This window comes from Serratia sp. CY37869, assembly GCF_052168895.1.
GTDB classification, from domain to species: Bacteria; Pseudomonadota; Gammaproteobacteria; order Enterobacterales; family Enterobacteriaceae; genus Serratia; species Serratia ureilytica.
Map to the genome: position 1 here is coordinate 1199747 of NZ_JBJNLU010000001.1, position 24658 is coordinate 1224404.

A 24658-nucleotide genomic window follows, 5' to 3' on the forward strand; every position below is an offset into this window, starting at 1 on the left:
TGTTGGCGCCCTTTGTCGTTATGGCGGTTACAGCGGCGTAGGCCGCGGCGGGCAGCGGTCGAGCAATTCCACGCTGCCGTCTTCGTTTTGCTGCTCGAGGATCACGTCGAAGCCCCACAGGCGATGCAGGTGCTTCAACACGTCGCGGCGGCTCTTATCGAGCGGCGCGCGCTCCTGCGGGATGTAGCGCAGCGTCAGCGAACGGTCGCCGCGCAGGTCTACGTTCCAGATCTGAATGTTCGGCTCGTGGTTGCTCAGATTGTATTGAGCCGACAGCTCCTGGCGGATTGCCCGGTAGCCCGCTTCGTTATGGATCGCGGCAATTTCCAGGTAGTTGTTGCGATCGTCGTCCAGCACGGTAAACAAGCGGAAGTCGCGCATCACTTTGGGCGACAGGAACTGGCTGATAAAGCTCTCATCCTTAAAGTCGCGCATGGCGAAGTGCAACGTGTCCAACCAGTCTTTACCGGCGATGTCCGGGAACCAGTAGCGATCTTCCTCGGTCGGCGATTGGCAGATGCGCTTGATGTCCTGGAACATGGCGAAGCCCAGCGCGTAGGGGTTGATGCCGTTATAGTATGGGCTGTTGTACGGCGGCTGATAAACCACGTTGGTGTGGCTGTGCAAAAACTCCAGCATGAACCGCTCGGTCACCCGGCCTTCGTCGTAAAGATGGTTAAGGATGGTGTAGTGCCAGAAGGTCGCCCACCCCTCGTTCATTACCTGGGTCTGTTTTTGCGGGTAGAAATATTGGCTGACTTTGCGCACGATGCGCAGCACCTCACGCTGCCACGGTTCCAGCAGCGGCGCATTCTTCTCGATAAAATAGAGGATATTTTCCTGCGGTTCGCTCGGATATCGGCGCGCCTGCTCAGGCGACTCTTCGCGCTCGACGCGTGGCAGGGTCTTCCACAGCGTATTCACCTGGCTTTGCAGATACTCTTCGCGGCTTTTCTGGCGCGCTTTTTCTTCCACCAAAGAGATTTTTTGCGGGCGTTTGTACCTGTCGACCCCGTAGTTCATCAGCGCATGGCAGGAGTCCAGCAGCCGTTCCACTTCTTCGACGCCGTAGCGTTCTTCGCACTGGCTGATGTAGTGGCGAGCAAACAGCAGGTAATCGACGATGGAGCTGGCGTCGGTCCAACTGCGGAACAGGTAGTTATTCTTGAAGAACGAGTTGTGGCCATAGCAGGCGTGCGCCATCACCAGCGCCTGCATGGTGATGGTGTTCTCCTCCATCAGGTAGGCGATGCAGGGATTGGAGTTGATGACGATTTCATACGCCAGCCCTTGCTGGCCCTGTTTGTAGCGCTGCTCGGTTTCGATGAATTTTTTGCCGAAGGACCAATGGGTATAGTTGATCGGCATGCCGACGCTCGAATAGGCGTCCATCATCTGTTCTGAGGTGATCACCTCGATCTGATGGGGGTAGGTGTCGAGCCGGTAATGCTTGGCGACGCGGTCGATCTGCTCCAAATACACCTGCAGCAGTTCGAACGTCCAGTCCGGTCCATCGCTCAGACGTTTATCATCCTTAACCTTGTCATGTGTTGAAGTAGTCATCAGCGCACCCTCATTATTCACGGGCCTTGCTCAAACGGCAGACCCTGTAACAAGCATAGTTCAAGTCATAATTAACCATTGCAAATCAGTGAAATAAAAATGCCGGTACGCAAAGGGGCGAACGGCGGTCGATCCGGCGCCCGTCCCGGCAGAAGGCGGTGCAACACCGCGCATCTTCTCCGAGTATAGCCCTGCGGCAGGGGCGTGCAACACATTGCCTGCTGTGCGACAGGGATTGAAAACTGTTATGTTATATTGTAACTTTTCATTTTTCTCAATAACGGACAAGGAGCGCGTTTTGACGAGGCATTTGGGCAAATTGGCAGTGGCGCTGGCGGCGCTGTTCATCAGTGGGCAAACGTTGGCTCACGGGCATCATTCACATGGCAAGCCGCTGACGGAAGTGGAAAAAAAGGCGGAGGGAGGCGTGTTCGACGATAAAGACGTCAAAGATCGCGACCTGGCGGATTGGGAGGGCGTATGGCAATCCGTGTATCCGTATCTGATCAATGGGGATCTTGACCCGGTGTTCAAGAAGAAAGCGGCGCAGGATAAGAGCAAAACCTTCGCAGAGGTGAAGGCGTATTACCGCAAAGGTTACGCCACCGATGTGGATACCATTGGCATTGAGAACGGTATCATGGAATTTCACCGTGGCGACCAATCCAGCGCCTGTCAGTACAAGTACGCCGGGCATAAGATCCTAACGTATGTCTCCGGTAAGAAAGGCGTGCGTTATCTGTTCGAGTGCCAGGATGCCGACAGCCAGGCGCCGAAATTCGTACAGTTCAGCGATCACATTATCGGGCCGCGCAAATCGGCGCATTTCCATATCTTTATGGGCAACACGTCGCAGGAGGCGTTGCTGAAAGAGATGGATAACTGGCCGACCTACTACCCATTCCAGCTGCAGACCAAAGAAGTCGTGGACGAGATGCTGCATCATTGATGCTTCTCTCTTCTGCCACCACAAGCCCGCACGCGTGGGCTTGTGGTCAGTCGAACGACCTGATTTGCAGGTAATCGTCCGTGACGTCCATTTCAAATAGCGTTTCATCCGCCAATAAAGTGGCGCGCATACGATCCCGAGCCGCTCGGTACCGTTCATCCAGCTGAATATCACCGGCGTTTTCCCATGCCGAGCGGCTTGGCCACTGCGCATAGCCGATATATTTGCCGTTCACCTCCCGATGCAGGCGCGAGCCCAGGCTGCCGCGTTGCTGATAGATGCCCTGCGTCAATTCAAGCCAGGCCTGGCGAAAAGCGTGTTCGTGTCCGGTTTTGACTGAGAACTGATAGAGAGCGATGAACATGCGAGGTTCTCCTGAATAGCGACAGTATGAACTCTGGGCGCGGCTGGGGGCTTGAACGTTCATATCGTGCTGCAGCGAAAACAAGATGGCGCCACAGTGAACGCCGCTTTATTCCAACAGTAAAAATAAGGCTATTAAGGGCTGAAAATTTACGCGATTTTTCTGCTGCAGCGGGTGGTGCCGTTATTTGCCAGTTGTTTTGGTATTTTTTGTTTTTGTGGTTTTTTATTCTATTTATAGGTTAGCTGATATTTTTATATTCTGTTAAATCCATGTTGCTTATCACGCCAATTTTCCATGACATCAATGATAGCAATGCTAGCGAATCAGGGGTGACCTCGCGCCATAAACCCCCTTAAACCGTATCTTATCGCTATTTTCTGGCGGCTATTGCAAATGCGCGGGCCATCGACGATAAATTAATTGTGAATATTGTCACGTTTGATGACGAAGTTGTTGGACGGATTTTTTCACTGAGTTAATTTCCTGTTAGCAGAAGATTGTGCTTTGTGAAGCCTTGGGCTGGAGTCAGCGATGCGAGTGGTAATTTTAGGTAGTGGAGTGGTGGGCGTAGCCAGTGCCTGGTATTTGGCGAAGGCTGGGCATGAGGTGACGGTGATCGATCGTCAGCCTGGCCCGGCACTGGAAACCAGCGCGGCGAACGCCGGGCAGATTTCACCGGGCTATGCCGCTCCCTGGGCGGCGCCGGGCGTGCCGCTGAAGGCCATTAAGTGGATGTTCCAACGCCATGCGCCGCTGGCGATCCGTCTCGACGGCAGCAGCTTCCAGCTGAACTGGATGTGGCAGATGCTGAAAAACTGCAACACCGAACACTACATGACCAACAAAGGCCGCATGGTGCGCCTGGCGGAATACAGCCGCGACTGCATCAAGGCGCTGCGGCAGGAAACCGGCATCCAGTACGAAGGCCGTCAGGGCGGCACGCTGCAGCTGTTCCGCACCCAACAACAGTTCGAAAACGCCGCGAAAGATATTGCGGTATTGGAAGATGCCGGAGTGCCTTACCGATTGCTGGAGGCCGGCCAACTCGGCAGCGTTGAGCCTGCGCTGGCGCAGGTGGCGCACAAGCTGACCGGCGGCCTGCAGTTGCCGAACGACGAAACCGGCGATTGCCAACTGTTTACGCAACAGTTGGCGAAGATGGCTGAGCAGGCGGGCGTGACCTTCCTGTTCAACCGCAGCGTCGACCGTCTGTTGGTGGAGGGGGACAAGATCGCCGGCGTACAGTGCGGCGAGGAAGTGTTCAAAGCCGATAGCTATGTGGTGGCGTTCGGTTCGTACTCCACGGCGCTGCTGCGCGGCCTGGTGTCTATTCCGGTTTACCCGCTCAAGGGCTATTCGCTGACGATCCCTATCGTCGATGAGGCGGCGGCGCCATTCTCTACGGTACTGGATGAGACGTATAAAATCGCCATCACGCGCTTCGACCAGCGCATTCGCGTCGGCGGCATGGCGGAGATCGTCGGTTTCAATACTCAGCTGGAGCAAAAGCGGCGAGAAACGCTGGAGATGGTGGTGCGCGATCTCTACCCGAACGGCGGCAGAGTGGAAGACGCGACGTTCTGGACCGGCTTGCGCCCGATGACGCCGGACGGCACGCCGATCGTCGGCCGCACCTCGTTGAAAAACCTGTACCTCAACACCGGGCATGGCACGCTCGGCTGGACCATGGCCTGCGGTTCCGGGCAGTTGTTGTCCGATCTGATGTCCGGCATTACGCCGGCAATCCCTTCCGATGACCTGGCGGTGGCGCGTTACAGCGCCGGATTTCGCCAGCAACACGCGGTTCCGCTGAACGACGTGCATCCCGCACGTTAATCGTCGACGCTGTCATAGACTTTTTCGGCCACGCGCAGGCGCGCGTGGCCGCTGTACGCTGCCCCAAGGAGAAGCGATGCCCCGTCCGATAACCGCCACGATGCATCTCGGTGCAATTGAAAACAACCTGCAGGTGGTGCGCCGTTTCGCCCCCGGCGCCAAAGTCTGGGCGGTGGTCAAGGCCAACGCCTATGGCCACGGCATCAAACACGTTTGGCGCAGCATGGCGCACACCGACGGCTTCGCCATGCTGGATCTGGCCGAAGCGGTGTTGCTGCGCGAGTCCGGTTGGCAGGGGCCGATCCTGTTGTTGGAAGGCTTCTTCCAGCGACAGGATCTGGCCTTGCTCGATCGTTATCGCCTGACGACGGCGGTGCACAGCGACTGGCAACTGGCGGCGATCGCCGACGCAAAGCTGAGTGCGCCGCTTGATGTCTATCTGAAAGTGAACAGCGGCATGAATCGGCTGGGGTTTGCGCCCGAGCGCCTGCATGAGGTGTGGCGCAGGGCGCAGGCTGTCGCCAATATTGCCGAGCTTACGCTGATGAGTCACTTCGCCACCGCCGACGGGCCGGAAGGCGTAACTCAGCAGATGGCCACCATCGAGGCGGCGGCGGCCGATGTACCGCTGCCGCGTTGCCTGGCCAACTCGGCCGCTACGCTGTGGCATCCTGCGACCCACGGCAGCTGGGTGCGCCCTGGGATCATTCTCTATGGCGCTTCGCCGAGCGGATGCTGGAACGATATCGCATCGACGGGGTTGCAGCCGGCGATGACGCTGAGCAGCGAGATCATCGGCATTCAGCAGCTGAAGTCTGGAGATCGCGTGGGCTACGGTGGCCGTTACAGCGCCGCCGGCGCGCAGCGTATCGGCGTGGTGGCCTGCGGTTATGCCGACGGCTATCCGCGTCATGCGCCGACCGGAACGCCGGTATGGGTCGATGGCGTGCTGACACGCACCCTGGGAACGGTATCGATGGATATGCTGGCGGTGGATTTGACGCCCTGTCCCCACGTTGAACTGGGCGCCGAGGTGGAGCTGTGGGGAAAACGCCTGCCGGTGGACGAGGTGGCCACGGCGGCAGGGACGTTAGGCTATGAACTGTTGTCGGCGTTGGCGGCACGGGTGCCGGTCGTTACCGAAGCCTGAGCCGCGGCTCAGGCGACTTTTCTGATCTGTCCTTTAATCTGCTTGCTGAGCCGCCGCGCGTGCAGCGCCAGCAGGCAGCCCGCCAGCATGACCAAAGCCAGCGACAGCTTCGGTTGCAGCGGCAGCGCCATCGCCAGCAGCCCCAGCGCGGCGCCCCCGGCCATCTGTACGAAACCGACCAGTGCGGACGCGACGCCGGCCTCATTGGAGTACGGTTCCAGCGCATAGCTGGTGGCCGGGCCCATCACGAACGCCAACCCGGCGCAGGCGCTGGCGACCGGCAGCATATACGCCAGCCAGTGCGCTTGCGCCGCCGCGGGAAGCCACATGACGCCCAGCAGCAGGCCCAGGCAGCCCAACCCCATCAAAATGCCGCCGGTCGCCAGACAAACCGGGCGGCCGACTTTGTGGATGATGCGGTTAGCGAAGAAGCTGACCAACATGATCCAGAAGCCGTTGGCGCCGAACACCAACGAGAATTGCAGCGGAGTCAGGCCCGCGGTGCCCATCAGCACGTTAGGCGCCAGAGAAACGTAGGTCAGCGCCATGCCCATCGCCCCGGAGTTCACCACCGCAAAAGAGAGGAAACGCCGTTCGCTGAGGATGCGCGCGTATTGGCGCACCGGCAGCCCTTTGACCGGCACGGTGTCGGCGGGGCGAGTTTCCGGCAGGCGCAGCGCGATGAGCACCAACACCAGCAGCGCGTAACTGGCCAGGAACCAAAAGGGCGCGCGCCAGCCGAAGGCTTCGGCGAGCAGGCCGCCGAGCAGCGGCGCCAATGCCGGGATGATGTTCAGCGTGCCGTTGAGAAAGCCGAAGGCGCGGGCGGCGTCGTCGCCATTCAGCCGATCGCGCACGCCGCTGAAGGCGACGACGGCGGTGCAACAGACCGCAACCCCTTGCAACAGGCGCGACGCGATGAAGATCGTCGGGCTGGTGGCCAGTGCCGCCATTGCCGCGCCGATCGTGTAGAGAATAATGCCGGCCAGCGCCACCGGTTTGCGGCCATAGTTATCCACCAACGGACCGGCGATGATTTGACCGAGGCCGAGCACCAGAATAAACAGCGAAATGGTGGATTGGATCAGCGCTTCACTGCTGCCCAGGCCGGCGGCGATGGCGGGAATGGTGGGCAGATAGAGATCGATGCCCAATGGGCCGAGCAGCACCAGGCTGAGAAGCAGAAACAGGAACTTTTGCATAGCAGGAAAGGCACGTCCGAGTGACAAAGAGGGCTAGAGTAGAGATTCTGGCGGCAAATGAAAAGGGGCAAAGCGGGTCAGCGCTGCGCTCCCGGGCGGAGATAAAGCGCCGAGACGGTATCGGCCACATAACGGGCCTGATGGCGAGCGTCATCCAACGCGCGATGCGGCATGCCTTCGAACGGACGGGTCTTTTTCGGGTTAAAGCCGTGCAGTTCCGCCAGCGTTATCACCGTGCGCACATCCTGGGTATCCCAGAATTTCCACGGACAGGGCATCTCCAACTGCTGGAAGGCGTGTTCGAGGATCGCGCAGTCGAACTCTTTACCGTTACCCCAGACCTTTACCGTATCGGTGCTGTTCATATGGATAAAACGGCTGAGACTGCTCAGCACGCGCTTGAGGCTCTCGGTGCCGCCGAAGGCCAGCTTGCGCGCTTCATCGGATTGTTTCGCCCACCAGGCAACCGTGTCCAGGCTTATGGTTCGCCCCGGCTGATCTTTCTGGCTGCTGACGGCGGCCTCGAATTCGGCGCCAAGTTCCCCGGTGCGGGGATCGAAAAACACCGCCGCGACCACCAAAATCACGGCGCTGGGTTTTATATCCAGGGTTTCAATGTCTAACATCAGATGGTGCATCGGCGTTTCCGGTGGTTGGCGTGGTGGCTTAATGTTACTACAGAACGTGCGACGATGCGGCCAGTGCGCACATGAAATCCTTTTAAAGCGCCTCGTTCAGGTTATGATGCTGGAGATACTCTTGTCAGGTTGGTCGCTATCGGTGAGAACGCTTATCTTTATTTTGTGCATGGTTGGCTACTTGCTGCTGCTGGGCTACCTTAGCGTGTTCGTCACGGACAAGATCTGTGAGAAGGCAGGCAACTACACCAAAATATGCCGCATCGTAGACATTTCAGAGCCCCATATCCCCAGATAGCACCGCGTTTAGCCGAGGTAATCGGTGGTGATCAGCGGGGTCAGGATCGCCGCCAGCGCCGCGAGCGTCGTCCATTGCCGCCAGCCTAGGCGAGCCAGCCAGTCATGCCGCTGTGGCGGCGTGGCCAGCTGCCCGACGGCCACGGTGCCGGTCAGCAGCAGCGTCAGAATCAGCAGCACCAGGCCACGGCTCACCAGCGTGAACTCAATGTGCAGCACATTGGCGTAATACAGGCGCATCAGAATAAAATAGCCCAACAAGATCCAGGCGAAAACGACGTTTTTCTTGAGCACCTGTTGCAACATCAGCGCGAGAAACAGGCTGTGAAACAGCGATAGCAGCGGGGCTTCGATCGGATGCCGAACGCAGACGTTGTAGACCGCCATGTAAATGTTGAAAACCAGCAGGATATAGATCACGTAAATATACCAGCCGTAGATCACTTTGAGTTTTTTGGCGCTCGGCGGCAGGGAGAGTGCGTCCGGTTTCATTAGGGCCTCCTGATGACGCCACGCAAACGCTGCAGTTGAAGGCGGCGCGTCGGCATCGTAATTTATAATCCACAGGGTATATATCACCCGAGCGCTAAATGAGAATTAAACGCTGAACCGGCTTTATTCCCGCGTTTGCGCGGAACTATTTTTGGCCCGCAGGGTCGATTGGCGAGCGATCGCCAGGCGATTCTCGCACTGAGATGAAGCAAGCAATACGCTGATATGAAAGATTATAAAAACACGCATGGCACCAGGCTGCTGCTGATATTCACCCTGGCGTTTTACATCCTGTTGCCGCCTGTGCTGACCGCCTGCGTCTTCACCCGTTTCAATCTTAATCCCTTCGCGATCGTCAAATTCTTGCACTTTAATCCGTTCTTCGCCGATCGGGGCATACCCGGTTATCAGACTTTCCTCTACCTGCTGATGCTTTGGTTGGGGGGGAATATTTTGCTATGGCTGATGGTATGGGGCGCGGGGCGGCTGTACCGCCGTTGGCGATCGCGGCGCGGCGAATAGTCTACCCCCAAGTAAAACGTTACGCGGGGAAATGGCCTTTCATTTAACAATGCGCCGTATCGTCACTTGTTTCGCTGGTGAGGGGCTGCGTCGTCGGCTGACCCATTCCATTAGCACGGCTGTTTAAAAGCATCCGTGGCGGCACAGCCGGTTAGGGCGTTAGAACAGCGAAAACAGCAAGACGACCGGCAGACTCAACGGCCAGGTTAACCCGATGGTCAGCGCGCTGATGCAACGAATTTTGACGGTGTCCCTGCTTACCAGGTAGGTGAAAATCATTGAAACTAACAGACCAATAAAATAACAGTATTGCGTTGCAACCCACAGCGACGACATGAAACTCGTTCCCAGTTGTATTTTTACGCGCGAATTTTAGGAGCTTGGCGGGCGATAATCAATGACCGAAGGCCGTTAATTCATGCCTTTATCCATAAGAATGCATAATTTATTTCTATAAAGAATGTAAGGTTATTAACGGCTTTATGCTTATTACGAAAAGAAATCAACAACATAGTTACCGGTAACATTTTGAGATTGTCAGCCTGATTTCAGGCGGGAACGGTGTGAAGAAGGAAAATAGTCATTCAGACGTCCGGAAACGCGACGAGGCTATCACTCATAAATATTATTTATGTTTTAGTGGGCGGGCAGACGAAGGCGAGATCGCGTTGCGCCGGCGAGCTTTGGGTTCTTTTTAGCTGTCGACGGGCGAATGATGGGATAGAAACATGCGGGGAGAGGGGTTTTTAGCGCATTGTCCGGATGCGCTGCCGGTCAGCCAGGAAGGGGGGTTTGGTGTTGCTGTAGGTTTAATGAATGTTAAGACCGTAGACGAACAGCCACGAAAACAGCAGCGCCAGCAGGCATGTCATCAATACGATGGAGATCATTTCCTTCACAACTTCATTCCTTTTCCCGATGAACCAAATTTACTTGTCTTTGTTTTTGCGTGGGATTTTAGATCGGTATGGGTAAAAATCCTAGTTTTAATCCCGTTTTTTGCACTGCCGCCACGGCGTACGCTGCCTCGGCAAGTCATGACGATGCCTGTAAACCGAGCGCCTTAACCCGTCGTAGCTATTGCCGAATACCGCAGTGCTAACTATATAAATGGAGATCGCGCGACGTCGCCGGCTGCAAGGCGCGTCCCTGTAGGGCGGCTGTTGATCAGTCTACAGCGCCTCCAAATGAGATGAAGAGGTCGGCAATGAGCACAAAACCAACCATCGTGCTGGTGCACGGATTCTGGGGCGGCGCCGCGCACTGGAGTAAGGTGATTATCGAGTTGTCGCGCAGGGGCTATTCGGCGATTCATGCGGTGGAAATGCCGCTGACCTCACTGGCTGAGGATGCGGAACGGGCGCGCAAGATGGTCGCGCAGCAAGCGGGACCGGTATTGTTGGTGGGGCACTCTTACGGTGGCGCGGTGATCACGGAAATGGGCAACCAGCCTAACGTGGTCGGCCTGGTCTACATTGCCGCGTTTGCGCCGGATGCCGGTGAAAGCCCCGGTGGCATTACGCAAGCGCATCCTCCCGCGGCAGTCGCGAATCTGATTCCGGACAGCGACGGTTATCTGTGGATCAAGAACGACAAGTTTCACGAAAGCTTTTGCCAGGATCTTACCGCCGACGAGGCTCTGGTGATGGCGGCGACGCAGAAGGCGCCATTGGCCGATACCTTCGGCAACCCCCTCGGTGAGCCCGCCTGGAAACATAAACCGTCGTGGTATCAACTCTCCAGCGACGACCGTATGATAGCGCCGGAGAACCAACGGCGTATGGCGCAGCGGCTGCAGGCTAAGAAAGTAATGGTGCTGAAGGCCAGTCATGCCTCGCTGGTTTCCCATGCCGATGACGTGGCGGGATTGATTGACGAAGCGGCCGGTTCAAAATAAAACCCGGGCAGAAACGCGCTTCGGGCCAAAAAAGAGGCACCTTGCGGTAAAGGAGTGCTTCGCTTCGCATTAGGGATAAGCGCTGATATCGCTGCCGGAGTTCATTATTAACAGCATAATTAACACCACGACGGCGGCAATAATGGCGTAGATTTCCGCCTTGCGCATATCGATCTAGCGCCCGTTAACGCCGATCATTTCTATTGCCGCGCGATGCAATTTTTGAAAATACTCGTCGTGCTGTTGTTCAACTTCCTGAATAAGACTGGCCAGCAGATTCTGTTTGGTGATCGGTTTGTTGGCGATGAGCACCAGCAGCACGCTTTTGCCGAGCAGGCAGCAGATTTGCTTATGGTATTCATCAACATCATTCTTGTTGAGGCCATAGAGGGTGTAATCGATCATGGTGTCTAACCTGCTGACAGGTAAATTGCCCGCCGAAGCGGGCTGAGAAGCCATAGAAAATAAAATGAGTCAAATTTCGCTTAGGGTGGAACCCGATGCGTGTGTTAACGATAACTGAATGGGAATATTCCCATCAAGACGCATGAGGGAGGATGTGAAGGTTTAGGAATAACCTCAGAAGAAATAATAATAGAGGTCGTCATTCGGGATAATGCGGCTTATTATTTTGCCGGTGAAGGTCAAAATTTATGTGTGAGGGATATATCAGGGTGAAAAAGAAACAGCCGGAAAACGGGTTCTCCGGCTGCTATGATTACCGCGATATTATTCACGCGGTCTGTTTGCGGAACAGTTCGCGGAATACCGGATAGATATCGTCCGGTTCGCGGATATGCTGCATGGCGAAGTTGTCGAATTTCGCTTGCAGATCTTCGTATTCGCGCCACAGCGTTTGGTGAGCGCGGCGAGTGATTTCGATGTAGCTGTAGTACCGCACCATTGGCAGGATCTTCTTCGCCAACAGCTCGTGACACAGCGGTGAATCGTCGGCCCAGTTGTCCCCGTCCGACGCCTGCGCGGCGTAGATATTCCATTGCGCCGGATCGTAACGCTCTTCGACCACGTCGTTCATCAGTTTCAATGCGCTGGAGACGATGGTGCCGCCGGTTTCCTGCGAATAGAAGAACTCCTGCTCGTCCACCTCTTTCGCCTGGGTGTGATGGCGAATATAGACCACCTCGACGTTTTTGTAGGTTCGGCTCAGGAACAGATAAAGCAGAATGTAAAAACGTTTGGCCATGTCTTTGGTGGCCTGATCCATCGAACCGGATACGTCCATCAGGCAGAACATCACCGCCTGGCTGGAGGGCTCCGGCCGACGCTCGTAGTTTTTGTAACGCAGATCGAAGGTGTCGATAAACGGCACGCTTTCGATTTTCTTGCGCAGTTCGGCAATCTCTTTGCGCAGCCGCTCTTCTTCCAGCAGTTGCACCGGCTCGGTGTTTTCCAACTGGGTCAGCGCGTCTTCCAGTTCGTGCAACGCGCGCCTTTTACCGGCGGTCATGGCGGTACGCCGCGCCAGCGAGTTTTGCAGCGAACGCACGACGCTGATGTTGGCCGGCACGCCGTTAGCGGTATAGCCGGCGCGGTGGGTTTTGAACTCGGTCAGCTGCTTGTACTGATTCTTTTTCAGGTTGGGCAGGGCGAGATCCTCGAACAAAAGATCGAGGTACTCGTCTTTGGATATCTGGAAGACGAACTCATCCTGACCTTCACCGTCCTGGCTGGCGTTGCCCTGGCCGCCGCCACCGCCTGCGCCGCCCTGAGGCCGTTCGACGCGATCGTTCTGCACGAAGTGGTCATTGCCCGGGTGAACGCGATGGCGCGTGCCGCCGCGCCCCTGATGAAACATCGGTTCGTTGATATCGTCAGTGGGGATAGAGACTGACTCCCCGCTGTCTACGTCGGTGACCGAACGCTTGTTGATGGCTTCGGCAATCGACTGTTTGATTTGCGACTTGTAACGGCGCAAGAAGCGCTGGCGGTTCACCGTGCTCTTGTTTTTGCCGTTCAGCCGCCGGTCAATGAAATAGGCCATACTTCCCCCAAACGACGTTGCCAACTCTTCATGTCCCGGCCGCGGCAGCGCAATGTGTCAGCCCCTCCGTGGGCTGCGCTGCAACGTCCATGACTGTGGACATGGCCCTGATAATGCCGCTTACCTGAGGCGTTATGAGGATTTTCTGACCCGCAGATACCATTCACACAGCAGGCGCACCTGCTTGCGGGTATAGCCTTTCTCCATCATGCGATCGACGAAGTCGTCGTGTTTTTTCTGCTCGTCCGTCGATGTTTTGGCGTTGAACGAAATCACCGGCAACAGTTCTTCGGTATTGGAGAACATCTTTTTCTCGATCACGGTGCGCAGCTTCTCGTAGCTGGTCCAGTTCGGGTTGCGGCCGTTGTTATTGGCGCGGGCGCGCAGCACGAAGTTCACGATTTCGTTGCGGAAATCTTTCGGGTTGCTGATGCCGGCCGGTTTTTCAATTTTCTCCAGTTCGGCGTTCAGGGACTCGCGGTCGAACAGCTGGCCGGTGTCGGGATCGCGATACTCCTGATCCTGGATCCAGAAGTCGGCATAGGTGACGTAGCGGTCAAAAATGTTCTGTCCGTATTCCGAGTAGGATTCCAGATAGGCGGTCTGGATCTCTTTGCCGATAAACTCGGCGTATTTCGGGATCAGATAGCCTTTCAGGTGCTCCAGGTATTTCTCCGCCAAATCCTGCGGGAACTGTTCGCGCTCGATCTGCTGTTCCAGCACATAGAACAGGTGCACCGGGTTGGCTGCCACCTCGGCGTGATCGAAGTTGAATACCCGCGAGAGGATTTTAAAGGCGAAACGGGTGGAGAGGCCGTTCATGCCTTCGTCAACCCCGGCGTAGTCGCGGTATTCCTGATAGGACTTGGCTTTCGGGTCGGTATCTTTGAGGCTTTCACCGTCATACACGCGCATTTTCGAGTAGATGCTCGAGTTTTCGGGCTCTTTTAGCCGCGACAGCACGCTAAAGCGCGCCAGCGTTTCCAGCGTGCCCGGCGCGCAGGGCGCATGGGTCAGCTCACTGTGATCCAGAAGCTTGTCGTAAATTTTGATCTCTTCCGACACGCGCAGGCAGTAAGGCACCTTGACGATATACACGCGGTCGAGGAACGCTTCGTTGTTCTTGTTGTTACGGAAGGTCACCCACTCGGATTCGTTGGAGTGCGCCAGAATAATGCCGCTGAACGGCAGGGCGGAGATGCCTTCGGTGCCGTTGTAGTTGCCTTCCTGGGTTGCGGTCAGCAGCGGATGCAGCACCTTGATCGGCGCTTTGAACATCTCGACGAATTCCATAATCCCCTGGTTGGCGCGGCACAGGGCGCCGGAATAGCCGTAGGCGTCCGGATCGTTCTGCGCGTGGTTCTCCAGTTTACGGATGTCCACTTTACCGACCAGTGCCGAGATGTCCTGGTTGTTCTCATCGCCCGGCTCGGTTTTGGCGATGGCGATCTGTTCCAGAATGGAAGGGCGCACTTTCACGACTTTAAACTTAGTGATATCGCCACCAAACTCATGCAGGCGCTTCGCCGCCCACGGCGACATGATGGTGCCGAGATAGCGACTTGGGATATTGAACTCTTTTTCCAGGATCGTGGCATCTTCCTGCGGATTGAACAGGCACAGCGGATGATCGTTGACCGGGCTGCGTTCGCCGTTGGCGCTGAGGGTGTAGATGGGCACGCGCTGCATCAGCGCTTTCAGACGTTCCGCCAGCGAGGACTTGCCGCCGCCCACCGGGCCCAGCAGGTAAAGGATCTGTTTCTTCTCTTCCAGGCCCTGAGCGGCGTGTTTCAGGTAAGAGACGATCTGTTCGATGGCCTCTTCCATGCCGTAGAACTCTTCGAAGGCCGGATAGCGTGCGATCACGCGGTTGGAGAACAGGCGCGACAGGCGTGATTCTAGCGCAGTGTCGACCATCACAGGTTCACCGATAGCCATCAGCAGACGTTCGGCCGCGTTGGCATAGGCACTGCGATCTTGCCGGCAAATGGTAAGAAATTCCTGCAGTGTGAACTCTTCGTCCTTGGCAGCTTCGTAGCGCTGGCGATAGTGGTCAAATATGTTCATGATGCCCGTCCTTTCGTTATTAGCACAGGTTAAAGAGAGCGTGTGATAGTGTTCTGGCTCCCGAAAGATGAGAATACGCCTGAGTACAGCAACCCGTATGCCAACTTGGTGCGCTTATTATCGCGAGTTGCGCTGTATGCCACTGGGCCCAGGATAAATTCACCTTCTGATTTAAGCTTAGTTTGCTTGCCGGAAAATTTCCTGCCGTAGAAAAAGCTTTTTTTAAGTCATATCAATGACTCAGTTATTGCCGGGATAACCAAATGCCTTGTCTGGCGCGGCCTGCGGCATGAATCGTCATCGTTCCGCCATGATTAATTCATAATTCCGCTATAAGTTATTCGATCTTGGTCGTTTTCTATTGTAAAGATTAGGCGCGTAACTAAATTTTCACATAAACTATTGCGGCTATTAACCCTGTAATTTATGGAAAAAGAACCAGTGAAGATTTCAAAACTCAAAACGCTAGCAATTATCGCTTCCGCAATGGTTTGTGCGCAAAGTGCCCAGGCGGGAACCTGGTCACTGGGTGCTGCCGCGCTGGTTAGCCCGGACCCGTATCGCGGTTATCAGGATCGCGTTTATCCGGTGCCCGTCATCGACTATGAAGGTGACGACTTCTACTTCCGTACTCTGACCGCCGGTTACTACCTGTGGAAAGATCAAGAAAATCAGCTGAGCATCATGGGGTATTACACGCCATGGGGCTACCGTCCGGGCGACAGCGACGACGATCGCATGAAGCGTCTCGACAAGCGTCGCGGCACGCTGATGGCCGGCCTGGCCTATTCACACAACGCAGAGTGGGGCACCATTCGCACCACCTTCACCGGCGACACGCTGAACTACAGCAACGGGCTGGTGGGCGATGTGGCTTATCTGTACAAGTTTGATCTGGACGCGTTGACGCTGGTTCCGGGCGTAGGCGTGATGTGGAACAGCAAAAACCAGAACAAATATTACTATGGCGTCAGCGCCAATGAATCGCGCCGCAGCGGTCTGGACAGCTACACCCCGAGCGATAGCTGGGCGCCGTATCTCGAGCTGAGCGCCAATTACCAGATCAACAAGAGCTGGAACGCCTTCTTCCTCGGCCGCTATGTGAAGTTGTCGGATGAAGTGAAAGACAGCCCGATGGTGGATAAATCTTACACCGGTTTGCTGATGACGGGTGTGAGCTACACCTTCTAATCGCGCATTGCACGATAAGTGTGCATGGTGTGCATCAAAAAGGGGCGCGAGCGCCCCTTTTGCACATCCGTAGTGCGCTGACGCGCACGGGGTTTCAGGCCTTTTTACGGCTGCGGAAGGTCACACCCAAACGGGCGGGTTGTTCGCCGGCGGCGACCAGCGGTTTGCTGACGCGCCCGGTCTCAACGCAGACCATGGTCTTGTAACCGTCGTTCGGCATGTCTCCCATGCTGCAGGACAGCTCTACGCCGGGGTTCCAGGCGATAACGTCGCTCATATGATGGTGATGAACCTCGATGGTGCGTGCGAGCGCCGGATCGCGGATCAGGCTGAAGGCCTCCGGACGGGTATAGACGCGGTCAGTTTGGCCGACGAAGGTCACTTCGCCCGTCTGACGCGCTTCGACGCCGCCCGCCACCTTATCAATATAAGGTTCGCCCAGGCCCGCCACGCTGACCCGATCGATATCGCCAACCTGGAAGTAGCTGTGCAGCGCCGCCGTGGCTTGATAATCGCCGTGCGATTCCAGTTCGATCTCGCACTCTTCACCCAGCTTGAAGCGAGCAATCAGCGTGAAGGCGTGCGGCCACAGCTTGCGGGTCTGCTCATTGTCTTTCAGCGTAAAGGTCAGGATGACGCCGTTGTCATCTTCATCGTGCGCCGTCAGGCTCCAGGGCTGGTTGCGGGCGAACCCGTGGGAGGGTTGCGCCACCGGGCCGAACCACGGCCAGCAGATCGGCACGCCGCCGCGGATGGCCTTGCCTTTGGCGAAAGGCGTGTTGTTGCTGAGCCAAATCACCGGCTGCTCACCGCTGGGCTGCCAGGCCAGCAAATGGGCGCCCTGCAGCGCGACCGCCGCGCGCACTTTCGGGTGCGACACGACCACCACGCCCAGCTCATCGAGTTGGCGCTGGCTGATGTAAGGAGAAATCTGTTCGGAAACGGGCAGGGTGAAAATTTTCTCGTTCATTTCATAACCTATTGTTTGCCGGAAATAGAAATGGACCCTATTAGCTTTCGGGTCACAACCAGGCCCTCAGGCGCATGCTTAGACAGTGACTGAGGTGAGTGTGTGCAGCGAACAACGCTGTGACTCGAAAGATGACGGGTAAAAAAAGGGCGACAAAAAAATGTCGCCCTCATTATCAGCTTAACATCATGCCATTACTTGGAGATGTGAGCGATCAGATCCAGAACCTTGTTGGAGTAGCCGGTTTCGTTGTCGTACCAGGAAACCAGTTTCACGAAGTTGTCGTTCAGTGCGATACCGGCTTTGGCATCGAACACGGAAGTCAGCACTTCGCCGTTGAAGTCGGTGGAAACCACGTCGTCTTCAACATAGCCCAGAACGCCTTTCATAGAGCCTTCAGCGGCGTCTTTGATGGCTTTCTTGATTTCTTCGTAGGTAGCCGCTTTTTCCAGACGCACGGTCAGGTCAACAACGGACACGTTAGGGGTCGGTACGCGGAACGCCATGCCGGTCAGTTTGCCTTTCAGCTCTGGCAGAACCACGCCAACCGCTTTCGCTGCGCCGGTAGAAGAAGGGATGATGTTCTGGGATGCGCCGCGGCCGCCGCGCCAGTCTTTGTGAGACGGGCCATCAACGGTTTTCTGAGTCGCGGTGGTGGCGTGAACGGTGGTCATCAGGCCTTCAACGATACCGAAGTTGTCGTTGATGACTTTAGCCAGTGGCGCCAGGCAGTTGGTGGTGCAAGAGGCGTTGGACACGATGTCCTGGCCGGCATATTTGTCAAAGTTGGCGCCGCGAACGAACATTGGGGTCGCATCTTTGGATGGGCCAGTCAGAACCACTTTTTTAGCGCCGGCGGTGATGTGTTTACGTGCGGTTTCGTCGGTCAGGAAGATACCGGTCGCTTCAGCAACCACATCAACGCCCACTTCGTTCCACTTCAGGTTAGCCGGGTCTTTCTCTGCGGTAACACGGATGGTTTTGCCGTTAACAACCAGGTGGCCGTCTTTAACTTCTACCGTACCGTTGAAACGGCCGTGAGTAGAGTCATACTTCAGCATGTAAGCCATGTACTCTGCGTCCAACAGGTCGTTGATTGCAACGATCTCGATGTCAGAACGCTCTTGAGCAGCACGGAAAACAATGCGACCGATACGGCCAAAACCGTTGATACCTACTTTGATAGTCATATATTCCACCAGCTATTTGTTAGTGAATAAAAGGTTGGTTGTAAAATTACAAAAACCTTACCCAGCGTCAAGCGGAATCGTGTCAATACTTGCGGCAAGTCAAACCGGAAGGGTGGTTTTGCACGCTTATTGCACAGTCCATTTGCGCTCGGCCTCATCCGTTATATGGGGACAAGCCGCCAAGTATAAAGTCAGCATACGCAAGATGTGTGATCGCTATCACATATCATCGTGACGTGGCCTTTATGGGCTACAGTTTAGGCCAAAAACCCCTGCAGCGGTGTTAATTTTTTGTTATTATTAATCATTGTTTTCGTTGACATTATCCACATTCAGAGATAAGCACAAATGGCTAAAGAGACAACCCCCGCTCATCCGGTCACGGAACTGAATGAAATCCAACGTTATGTCACGCAACAGCGTGGCACCGAAGCGCCGTTTAGCGGCAAATTGCTGCATAACAAGCGTGAGGGCGTGTACCATTGTCTGTGCTGTAACCAGCCGCTGTTCTATTCCGAAACCAAATACGATTCCGGCTGCGGCTGGCCCAGCTTTTACGAGCCGGTTTCCGCCGATGCAATCCGTTATCTTGATGATAATTCACATAATATGCATCGTGTTGAAATCCGCTGTGGCCACTGCGACGCGCACCTGGGGCATGTATTCCCCGATGGCCCGCAGCCGACCGGTGACCGTTACTGCGTCAATTCCGCCTCGCTGAGTTTCACCGATGGCGAAAATGGCGATCAAACGGCCGGTTAAGCGGTAATTTAACCAACAAAATCGATTCAGCTAATTATTCTTCCGTAAGCGAGAAGGGCCCTGATGGACGTGAAAGATCTGATTGCGGCGATGACGCCCGAGATATACCAACGCCTGGTGCAGGCGGTTGAACTGGGCAAATGGCCGGACGGCGTGGCGCTGACGCCGGAGCAAAAGGAAAACAGCCTGCAGGCGGTGATGCTGTGGCAGTCGATGAACAACGTCGATCCGCAGCATATGAGCATCGGCACCGACGGGCAGATCGTGATGAAGAGCAAACAAGAGCTGAAGCAGCAGTTCGTTGCCGAGCCGCTGGTGAAACTCAAGCCGCAGTAAGGCTCCACCCCTAAAGCGGGGCGATGTCGCCATCGCCCCGTCGATTCAACGTTTCTCGCCCTTTATGCCCAGCGATTCCGCCAGCTGCTGCGCCAGCCGGTTGTTGTCGTCTGCGCCGTATTCCCAGAACATCGCACCGCCCAATCCCTGGCTTTTAATATAATCGGCCTTGATGGCCACCGAACGCGGGTTCTCGTACGAAATGGCGAACAGCGGCTTGCCTTCGGCGGATTGCAGCGTCAGGTATGGCACTTTGGCGTCGTCATCCCAGTGCTCGCGGAAACGCTGCTGCGGATCGTTGAGCAATTTGTTGACGATATCGCGGTATTTAAAATAAGTGTCTTTGCTGAGATCCAATCCCAGCGTGCGGAACAGGGCGATTTCTCGCGCGCTGAAGTAAGGCTGCGTCACCGGATGGTTGGCGGCATCCGGTTTGTCCCAGTCGATGCCCGCCTCGGTCGCCCGTTTCGGTACCCGGCCGTAGAAACCGATACCCAGGTTCATCTGCGCCGGTTTCAGACCGGCGGCCAGATAATGCTTTACCACGTTATCGGCGCTGTAGCGATCGGCGGCGGCTACGGTTGGCCAACGCGTTGAATCGTACAGGTTGGCATTGAAGTACTGCGTGCCGTAAGCCATGTCGTAGGTCATCAGATTGATGTAATTGAGGTAGGGCGCAATATTTTTTACATCGACCCATTCACGTGGGCTTTTGACGTTGGCGCCAACGGCGATGGTCAACAGTTTGCCTTTACCCAGCGTCTGATGAAGCTCTTTCAGCAGCAGGGTGAAGTTGTCGCGGTCTGCCGGTTGGCTTTCCACCAAACCCCATGCGCCGTTTACCGGGTATTCCCAGTCCAGATCGATCCCATCCAGCCGGTACTGTTCGATCACCTGCAACGCGGAGCGAATGAAAATCGCCCGGTTTTCCGCGGTGGCGGCGGCGCCGGAGAAACCGCGTGCGCCCCAGCCTCCGACCGACAACAGCACTTTCAGCTCGGGGTTCTGTTTGCGCAGCACCGGCAGACGTTGCAGATCGGCCGTGACTTTCGGTGACAGGTAGATCTGGTGGCGGCGAGCAGGGTCTTTCAGCGCCGCATTGGTTTCGTCTTTCTCGTCGTTGTAGATCAGGCCAAACGAATAGTTGAGGTGGGTGATTTGCGTCACGTCCAGCTTGTCGATGTCACCACCGGGGCCGGCGGTGACGTCGCCGCCGCCGTTGAAGTAGCCGACGGAGAGATAGGCCGCCTGAGCCGCGCCGGTACCGGCGATAGCCAACTGCACCGCTGCCAGCAAAGGCAGCAGTTTTCGGGTTATTTTCATGTTTGTCTCCTTGGGATCGGCAAGGCCGACCGTACCGCCAGTAGCGGTCACAATAAAGCCGGGCTCAGCGGGCCCCGGATGCGTATAACCGATTGACGCCAAAAGCGTCGCTGCCATAACAGCAAAAGCGCCTGCCGGTCACAAGCGGCTGGAGGAGAAGAAAAACAGCATTGTGAGCGGCGTCGATATTTTCGCCGCCGCGCAGAGAGGGCGCCGATAGCGCCCGGCAGGATTTAATTGGCGAGAAATTGTGACAGGGTAACCAGTTGAGCGCCGGCGCGCGCCATCTCCTGCAGCGCCCGCTCACTGTCGTCCGGCTGCAGATTCACGCCGCGGCAGCCGTCGACGATCACCTGCGTCGGATAGCCGGCAGCCAGCGCATCCAGCACGCTGAACTTCACGCAATAGTCGGTCGCCAGGCCCATGATCGCCAGCCGCTGAATGCCCTGCGATTGCAGCCAGCCGTGCAGTTCGGTCTGCGCCCGATGGCCGTTATCGAAGAACGCGCTATAGCTGTCGATGTCCGTATCCTGCCCTTTGCGAAAGACGGTATTGATGTGTTGCCGCTGCAGTTGAGGATGAAAATCGGCGCCGAGGCTCCCTTGCACGCAGTGCACCGGCCACCACACCTGCGGCAAGCCTTCCAGCTCACCGAGGGTGCCGACTTGCGCATCGGAGTTCACCGCAAAGCTGCGGTGATTGGCGGGATGCCAGTCCTGGCTGGCCACCACCGGTTCGCCGCGCGCCAGGCAGGCGGCGATCGCCTGATTGGCGACCGGGATGACGGCGTCGCCCTCCGTGACCGCCAGCGCGCCACCGGGGCAGAAATCATTTTGCAGATCGATCAACAACAGGGCCGTTTTCATCGCCGCTCCAAAGATCGGTAGGTTAACCGTTGATGCTCAGCTCGCCGCGCAGATCTTGCTGCATCAGGGCGCGGATTTGTTCCGGCGTCAGCGGCTGGCTCAGCAGGTAGTGCAGCTTGGTCAGAGCGGCTTCCACCGTCATGTCGAAACCGCTGATCACCCCGGCGTGCGCCAGCGCGTTGCCGGTGGCGTAGCCTTCCATATTGACGCGCCCGGAGATGCACTGCGTCAGGTTGACCACCACGATGCCGCGTTCGGAGGCCGCACGCAACTCGTCGATCAGCTCGGCCTTCTGCGGCGCGTTGCCGACGCCGTAGGAACGCAGGATCAGCGCCTTGACCGGCTGCAGCAGGAAGTTACGCACCACCGCGCCGGAAATGCCCGGATAGATAGTGACCACGCCGATCGGCTGCGGCGTGATGTCATGTACCTGCAGCGCGCCGTTGCAAACCGGGCTGTCGATGCCGTGCTGGCGACGAATGTGGATACCGGCTTCCAGCAGCGGCGGCAGGTTGGGTGAAGCGAAAGCGTCGAAGCCATCGGCGTGCGCTTTGGTGGTGCGGTTGCCGCGGAACAGCTTGTTGTTGAAGAACAGGCTGACTTCGTTCACCGGATGGTTGGCCGCCAGGTACAGTGCATTCAGCAGATTGGTTTGGCCATCGGAGCGCAGCTCCGCCAGCGGAATCTGCGAGCCGGTGACGATCACCGGTTTGGCCAGGTTCTCCAGCATGAAGGAGAGCGCCGAGGCGGTGAACGCCATGGTATCGGTGCCGTGCAGGATCACGAAGCCGTCGTAGCGATCGTAGTTCTGTTTGATGTCGTCGGCGATGTGCTGCCAGTCTTCCGGCGTCATGTCCGAGGAATCGATGAGCGGCGCGTATTCATGAATGGTGAAATCCGGCATCTCCGGCCGATGGAATTCCGGCATCAGCGCCAGCTGACGCTGCAGGTGGCCGGAAACCGGAATATAGCCGTGCTCGGAACGCTGCATGCCGATGGTGCCGCCGGTGTAGGCGACGTAAATGGATTTCTTTTGCATGGTTATGATTTTAACAAAGATAAGATGGGCTGAATTATAGGGACATGGCGGCAGAAAAAAAGCCCGGCGGAGGCCGGGCTGCAGAATTATTTGTTAGCGGACTTCTCCGCAGGTCAGACAGATCGCGTAGCGGTTCTGCGGATCGTTCAAGTTATTGAACAAACCCGGCTGCTCTTTCACCGCATTGGCGACCGAGGCCAGCGGGGCAGGCAGCATGGCCTGAATCGCCGCCGGCAGCATGGCGTGAATGGAAACGCCGAACTGGCTGAGCACCATATCGCTCAGGCTCGGGGTGTCGACGAACCAGTCGAGCTGCCACTGTTGCAGTTTCGCCAGCTCAGCGGCTTTCTTCACCGCGTCGTCGAAATCGCCCAACTGATCGACCAGGCCGTTGGCCTTGGCGTCGCTGCCGAGCCACACGTGGCCCTGCGCGATTTGGTCAACCTGCTGCGGGGTCATCTTGCGTGATTTGGCGACCAGATCGAGGAAGTTCTTATACCCGTTTTCGATATTCAGCTGCATCATCTGCGAGAACTCCTGCGGCAACGCCTTGGTGACCGCGATATCGGCCAGCGGGGATGTCGCTACGCCGTCGGTGTGCACGCCCAGCGTATCCAGGGTTTTCTCGTAGGTATTGATGATGCCAAAAATACCGATGGAGCCGGTCAGCGTGCTCGGGCTGGCGATGATGTAGTCGGCCGGCGTCGAGACCCAGTAACCGCCCGACGCGGCCATGCCGCCCATCGACACCACCACCGGTTTGCCGGCGGCGCGCACGGCGGCCAGCTCGGAGCGGATCACTTCGGACGCGCTGACGCTGCCGCCAGGGCTATTGACGCGGAACACCACGGCTTTGACGGCCGGATCCAGACGGGCCTGACGCAGCTCGGCGGCGGTGGTGTCGCCCCCGACGTTGCCCGGCGTCTGCGGGCCGTCCATGATGGCGCCGTTGGCGAACACCACGGCGATCTTGCCACCCTGGTTGGCGTCCGGCTTCGGCTGGTAGTCGTAGATGCTGATGGCGTTAAAATCGTTCGCCTGTTTGTCCCAGCCGAAGGTTTTGACCAGCTGATTTTCGATCGCGGTGCGCGACGCCAGCTCGTCCACCAGCTTATTGTCCAGCGCATAGCGGGCGGTGTCGCCGCCTGCCGCCTGCAGGCCGCTCAGCACGCCGGCGGCGCCGGGGAACAGCTGCTGCGGCGTCAGCTGCCGGTTGGCCGCCACGGTTTCCAGATAGTTCTGCCACAGGCCGCCAATCCAGCGGCTGTCCGCTTCGCGCGCCGCCGGGGACATGTCGTCGCGGATCAGCGGTTCGACCGCCGATTTATAGGTGCCGACGCGGAAGATATTGGTGGTGACCTTGAGCATGTCCAGCAACGACTTGTAATACAGGTTGTTGGTGGCGAAACCGTGCAGATCGACCGCGCCCTGCGGCGAGAGGTAGACCTTGTTGGCGTAGCTGGCCAGGTAGTATTGCGTTTGATTGTAACTGTCGCCGATGGCGAAGATCGGTTTGCCGCTGTCGCGGAACTCGCGCAGCGCTTTGCCGATATAGCGCAGCGAGGGCTGATCGGCGCCGGCGAAGTCATTTAGCTGCAACACCATGCCGGTAATGTTTTTGTCGTCTTTGGCCTTGCGGATGCTGTCCACCACGTCGAACAGCGAATTCTCCTGCAGGCGGCTGCTGGAGGCGCCCAACAGTTCACGCCCCCATTGCCGCACTCGGTTGTTTACCGAAGGCTGATCGACCACCACACCGCTTAAATCGACCAACAGCGCGCCGCGCGCCGGGGCCGTCGAGGTGGAGGAACTTTGGAAGGACAGATAGATGCCGACCCCAACCAGGATCAGCAGGACCAGGAACAGGTTAAGGATCAGTTCCCTGATAAAATTCAGCAGACGCCATGTCCACCGGAAAATGCCGGCAATAATTTGCCACAATGTGCGCATGTGCTCTCCAACAAGAGTCGAGAATGTTCCGTTATCCTAATGAGCGGCC

At 56.9% G+C, this 24658-nt stretch carries 24 protein-coding genes; 9 read left to right on the forward strand and 15 right to left on the reverse strand.

Annotated features, from left to right (window positions below):
- Nucleotides 1–27 precede the first annotated feature (27 nt).
- Nucleotides 28–1563: a SpoVR family protein gene (locus tag ACJ8J1_RS05790; RefSeq protein WP_033643331.1), complete on the reverse strand. Its 1536-nt coding sequence runs from the start codon at nt 1561–1563 to the stop codon at nt 28–30.
- A 298-nt stretch (nt 1564–1861) separates the two neighbouring features.
- Between ACJ8J1_RS05790 and zinT the strand changes: the two genes are divergently transcribed.
- Entirely contained in the window at nt 1862–2512 is a 651-nt protein-coding gene (zinT, locus tag ACJ8J1_RS05795) for a metal-binding protein ZinT (protein ID WP_033643330.1), read from the forward strand.
- Nucleotides 2513–2558: 46 nt separating this feature from the next.
- On the opposite strand, the gene ACJ8J1_RS05800 is transcribed toward zinT, so the two are convergent.
- Nucleotides 2559–2876, reverse strand: a complete 318-nt coding sequence (locus ACJ8J1_RS05800; protein ID WP_033643329.1) for an antibiotic biosynthesis monooxygenase family protein — start codon at nt 2874–2876, stop codon at nt 2559–2561.
- Between the two features lie 534 nt (nt 2877–3410).
- Between ACJ8J1_RS05800 and ACJ8J1_RS05805 the strand changes: the two genes are divergently transcribed.
- Both ACJ8J1_RS05805 and dadX read left to right on the forward strand, forming a co-directional pair.
- Nucleotides 3411–4715 carry a D-amino acid dehydrogenase gene (locus ACJ8J1_RS05805; RefSeq protein ID WP_033643328.1) on the forward strand — a complete coding sequence of 435 codons (1305 nt, stop codon included), beginning with the start codon at nt 3411–3413 and terminating at the stop codon, nt 4713–4715.
- A 76-nt stretch (nt 4716–4791) separates the two neighbouring features.
- Entirely contained in the window at nt 4792–5865 is a 1074-nt protein-coding gene (gene dadX, locus ACJ8J1_RS05810) for a catabolic alanine racemase DadX (RefSeq protein ID WP_033643327.1), read from the forward strand.
- Between the two features lie 8 nt (nt 5866–5873).
- Here dadX and ACJ8J1_RS05815 read toward each other — a convergent pair whose 3' ends face one another.
- The 3 genes from ACJ8J1_RS05815 to ACJ8J1_RS05825 all read right to left on the reverse strand — a co-directional run bounded on the left by ACJ8J1_RS05815 (nt 5874) and on the right by ACJ8J1_RS05825 (nt 8494).
- The gene (locus tag ACJ8J1_RS05815) at nt 5874–7067 is read right to left on the reverse strand and encodes a Bcr/CflA family efflux MFS transporter (protein WP_033643326.1); all 1194 of its coding nucleotides are present in this window, start codon (nt 7065–7067) and stop codon (nt 5874–5876) included.
- A gap of 77 nt (nt 7068–7144) precedes the next feature.
- A complete protein-coding gene (locus tag ACJ8J1_RS05820) occupies nt 7145–7705 on the reverse strand; it encodes a 3'-5' exonuclease (RefSeq protein WP_033643325.1) in 561 nt (186 codons plus the stop codon).
- 306 nt (nt 7706–8011) lie between these two features.
- Nucleotides 8012–8494 (reverse strand): hypothetical protein, encoded by a 483-nt coding sequence (locus ACJ8J1_RS05825; RefSeq protein WP_033643322.1) that lies wholly within the window; start codon nt 8492–8494, stop codon nt 8012–8014.
- A 225-nt stretch (nt 8495–8719) separates the two neighbouring features.
- Here ACJ8J1_RS05825 and ACJ8J1_RS05830 point away from each other — a divergent pair, with 225 nt between their 5' ends.
- Entirely contained in the window at nt 8720–9016 is a 297-nt protein-coding gene (locus ACJ8J1_RS05830; protein ID WP_033643321.1) for a hypothetical protein, read from the forward strand.
- Nucleotides 9017–9175: 159 nt separating this feature from the next.
- On the opposite strand, the gene ACJ8J1_RS05835 is transcribed toward ACJ8J1_RS05830, so the two are convergent.
- Entirely contained in the window at nt 9176–9352 is a 177-nt protein-coding gene (locus ACJ8J1_RS05835) for a GhoT/OrtT family toxin (protein ID WP_033634815.1), read from the reverse strand.
- Between the two features lie 392 nt (nt 9353–9744).
- Here ACJ8J1_RS05835 and ACJ8J1_RS05840 point away from each other — a divergent pair, with 392 nt between their 5' ends.
- Both ACJ8J1_RS05840 and ACJ8J1_RS05845 read left to right on the forward strand, forming a co-directional pair.
- Complete coding sequence (locus ACJ8J1_RS05840; RefSeq protein WP_146049808.1) at nt 9745–10083, forward strand: hypothetical protein; 339 nt, start codon at nt 9745–9747, stop codon at nt 10081–10083.
- A gap of 140 nt (nt 10084–10223) precedes the next feature.
- Nucleotides 10224–10913 carry an alpha/beta hydrolase gene (locus ACJ8J1_RS05845; protein ID WP_033643320.1) on the forward strand — a complete coding sequence of 230 codons (690 nt, stop codon included), beginning with the start codon at nt 10224–10226 and terminating at the stop codon, nt 10911–10913.
- Between the two features lie 174 nt (nt 10914–11087).
- On the opposite strand, the gene ACJ8J1_RS05850 is transcribed toward ACJ8J1_RS05845, so the two are convergent.
- From ACJ8J1_RS05850 to yeaG, 3 genes are all read right to left on the reverse strand, one after another.
- Nucleotides 11088–11318 (reverse strand): hypothetical protein, encoded by a 231-nt coding sequence (locus ACJ8J1_RS05850; RefSeq protein WP_033643319.1) that lies wholly within the window; start codon nt 11316–11318, stop codon nt 11088–11090.
- Between the two features lie 328 nt (nt 11319–11646).
- Complete coding sequence (locus ACJ8J1_RS05855) at nt 11647–12915, reverse strand: YeaH/YhbH family protein (RefSeq protein ID WP_033643318.1); 1269 nt, start codon at nt 12913–12915, stop codon at nt 11647–11649.
- 132 nt (nt 12916–13047) lie between these two features.
- Complete coding sequence (yeaG, locus tag ACJ8J1_RS05860) at nt 13048–14982, reverse strand: protein kinase YeaG (protein ID WP_016927472.1); 1935 nt, start codon at nt 14980–14982, stop codon at nt 13048–13050.
- A 426-nt stretch (nt 14983–15408) separates the two neighbouring features.
- Here yeaG and ACJ8J1_RS05865 point away from each other — a divergent pair, with 426 nt between their 5' ends.
- The gene (locus tag ACJ8J1_RS05865) at nt 15409–16173 is read left to right on the forward strand and encodes a MipA/OmpV family protein (protein ID WP_033643317.1); all 765 of its coding nucleotides are present in this window, start codon (nt 15409–15411) and stop codon (nt 16171–16173) included.
- A 94-nt stretch (nt 16174–16267) separates the two neighbouring features.
- On the opposite strand, the gene ACJ8J1_RS05870 is transcribed toward ACJ8J1_RS05865, so the two are convergent.
- Together ACJ8J1_RS05870 and gapA are read right to left on the reverse strand one after the other, a co-directional pair.
- Nucleotides 16268–17143 (reverse strand): D-hexose-6-phosphate mutarotase, encoded by an 876-nt coding sequence (locus ACJ8J1_RS05870; protein WP_033643316.1) that lies wholly within the window; start codon nt 17141–17143, stop codon nt 16268–16270.
- A gap of 194 nt (nt 17144–17337) precedes the next feature.
- Nucleotides 17338–18333 carry a glyceraldehyde-3-phosphate dehydrogenase gene (gapA, locus tag ACJ8J1_RS05875; RefSeq protein WP_004932222.1) on the reverse strand — a complete coding sequence of 332 codons (996 nt, stop codon included), beginning with the start codon at nt 18331–18333 and terminating at the stop codon, nt 17338–17340.
- Nucleotides 18334–18681: 348 nt separating this feature from the next.
- Between gapA and msrB the strand changes: the two genes are divergently transcribed.
- A complete protein-coding gene (gene msrB / locus ACJ8J1_RS05880) occupies nt 18682–19095 on the forward strand; it encodes a peptide-methionine (R)-S-oxide reductase MsrB (RefSeq protein ID WP_033643315.1) in 414 nt (137 codons plus the stop codon).
- A 63-nt stretch (nt 19096–19158) separates the two neighbouring features.
- Nucleotides 19159–19431, forward strand: coding sequence for a YeaC family protein (locus ACJ8J1_RS05885; protein ID WP_004932218.1), 273 nt, complete (start codon nt 19159–19161; stop codon nt 19429–19431).
- A gap of 45 nt (nt 19432–19476) precedes the next feature.
- Here ACJ8J1_RS05885 and ACJ8J1_RS05890 read toward each other — a convergent pair whose 3' ends face one another.
- From ACJ8J1_RS05890 to sppA, 4 genes are all read right to left on the reverse strand, one after another.
- Nucleotides 19477–20754: a glycoside hydrolase family 18 protein gene (locus ACJ8J1_RS05890; protein WP_033643314.1), complete on the reverse strand. Its 1278-nt coding sequence runs from the start codon at nt 20752–20754 to the stop codon at nt 19477–19479.
- 233 nt (nt 20755–20987) lie between these two features.
- Nucleotides 20988–21620, reverse strand: a complete 633-nt coding sequence (pncA, locus tag ACJ8J1_RS05895) for a bifunctional nicotinamidase/pyrazinamidase (protein ID WP_033643313.1) — start codon at nt 21618–21620, stop codon at nt 20988–20990.
- Between the two features lie 22 nt (nt 21621–21642).
- Entirely contained in the window at nt 21643–22659 is a 1017-nt protein-coding gene (gene ansA / locus ACJ8J1_RS05900; RefSeq protein WP_033643312.1) for an asparaginase, read from the reverse strand.
- Nucleotides 22660–22752: 93 nt separating this feature from the next.
- Nucleotides 22753–24609 carry a signal peptide peptidase SppA gene (sppA, locus tag ACJ8J1_RS05905; RefSeq protein ID WP_033643311.1) on the reverse strand — a complete coding sequence of 619 codons (1857 nt, stop codon included), beginning with the start codon at nt 24607–24609 and terminating at the stop codon, nt 22753–22755.
- Nucleotides 24610–24658 lie beyond the last annotated feature (49 nt).

Coding starts and splice junctions, on each gene's coding strand:
- gapA (WP_004932222.1), bottom strand. CDS start 18,333: ATGACTATCAAAGTAGGTATCAACGGTTTTGGCCGTATCGGTCGCATT.
- ACJ8J1_RS05800 (WP_033643329.1), bottom strand. CDS start 2,876: ATGTTCATCGCTCTCTATCAGTTCTCAGTCAAAACCGGACACGAACAC.
- ansA (WP_033643312.1), bottom strand. CDS start 22,659: ATGCAAAAGAAATCCATTTACGTCGCCTACACCGGCGGCACCATCGGC.
- ACJ8J1_RS05790 (WP_033643331.1), bottom strand. CDS start 1,563: ATGACTACTTCAACACATGACAAGGTTAAGGATGATAAACGTCTGAGC.
- ACJ8J1_RS05825 (WP_033643322.1), bottom strand. CDS start 8,494: ATGAAACCGGACGCACTCTCCCTGCCGCCGAGCGCCAAAAAACTCAAA.
- ACJ8J1_RS05820 (WP_033643325.1), bottom strand. CDS start 7,705: ATGCACCATCTGATGTTAGACATTGAAACCCTGGATATAAAACCCAGC.
- ACJ8J1_RS05855 (WP_033643318.1), bottom strand. CDS start 12,915: ATGGCCTATTTCATTGACCGGCGGCTGAACGGCAAAAACAAGAGCACG.
- pncA (WP_033643313.1), bottom strand. CDS start 21,620: ATGAAAACGGCCCTGTTGTTGATCGATCTGCAAAATGATTTCTGCCCC.
- ACJ8J1_RS05815 (WP_033643326.1), bottom strand. CDS start 7,067: ATGCAAAAGTTCCTGTTTCTGCTTCTCAGCCTGGTGCTGCTCGGCCCA.
- sppA (WP_033643311.1), bottom strand. CDS start 24,609: ATGCGCACATTGTGGCAAATTATTGCCGGCATTTTCCGGTGGACATGG.
- ACJ8J1_RS05830 (WP_033643321.1), top strand. CDS start 8,720: ATGAAAGATTATAAAAACACGCATGGCACCAGGCTGCTGCTGATATTC.
- ACJ8J1_RS05850 (WP_033643319.1), bottom strand. CDS start 11,318: ATGATCGATTACACCCTCTATGGCCTCAACAAGAATGATGTTGATGAA.
- ACJ8J1_RS05870 (WP_033643316.1), bottom strand. CDS start 17,143: ATGAACGAGAAAATTTTCACCCTGCCCGTTTCCGAACAGATTTCTCCT.
- msrB (WP_033643315.1), top strand. CDS start 18,682: ATGGCTAAAGAGACAACCCCCGCTCATCCGGTCACGGAACTGAATGAA.
- ACJ8J1_RS05840 (WP_146049808.1), top strand. CDS start 9,745: ATGCGGGGAGAGGGGTTTTTAGCGCATTGTCCGGATGCGCTGCCGGTC.
- dadX (WP_033643327.1), top strand. CDS start 4,792: ATGCCCCGTCCGATAACCGCCACGATGCATCTCGGTGCAATTGAAAAC.
- yeaG (WP_016927472.1), bottom strand. CDS start 14,982: ATGAACATATTTGACCACTATCGCCAGCGCTACGAAGCTGCCAAGGAC.
- ACJ8J1_RS05885 (WP_004932218.1), top strand. CDS start 19,159: ATGGACGTGAAAGATCTGATTGCGGCGATGACGCCCGAGATATACCAA.
- ACJ8J1_RS05890 (WP_033643314.1), bottom strand. CDS start 20,754: ATGAAAATAACCCGAAAACTGCTGCCTTTGCTGGCAGCGGTGCAGTTG.
- ACJ8J1_RS05805 (WP_033643328.1), top strand. CDS start 3,411: ATGCGAGTGGTAATTTTAGGTAGTGGAGTGGTGGGCGTAGCCAGTGCC.
- ACJ8J1_RS05865 (WP_033643317.1), top strand. CDS start 15,409: ATGGAAAAAGAACCAGTGAAGATTTCAAAACTCAAAACGCTAGCAATT.
- ACJ8J1_RS05845 (WP_033643320.1), top strand. CDS start 10,224: ATGAGCACAAAACCAACCATCGTGCTGGTGCACGGATTCTGGGGCGGC.
- ACJ8J1_RS05835 (WP_033634815.1), bottom strand. CDS start 9,352: ATGTCGTCGCTGTGGGTTGCAACGCAATACTGTTATTTTATTGGTCTG.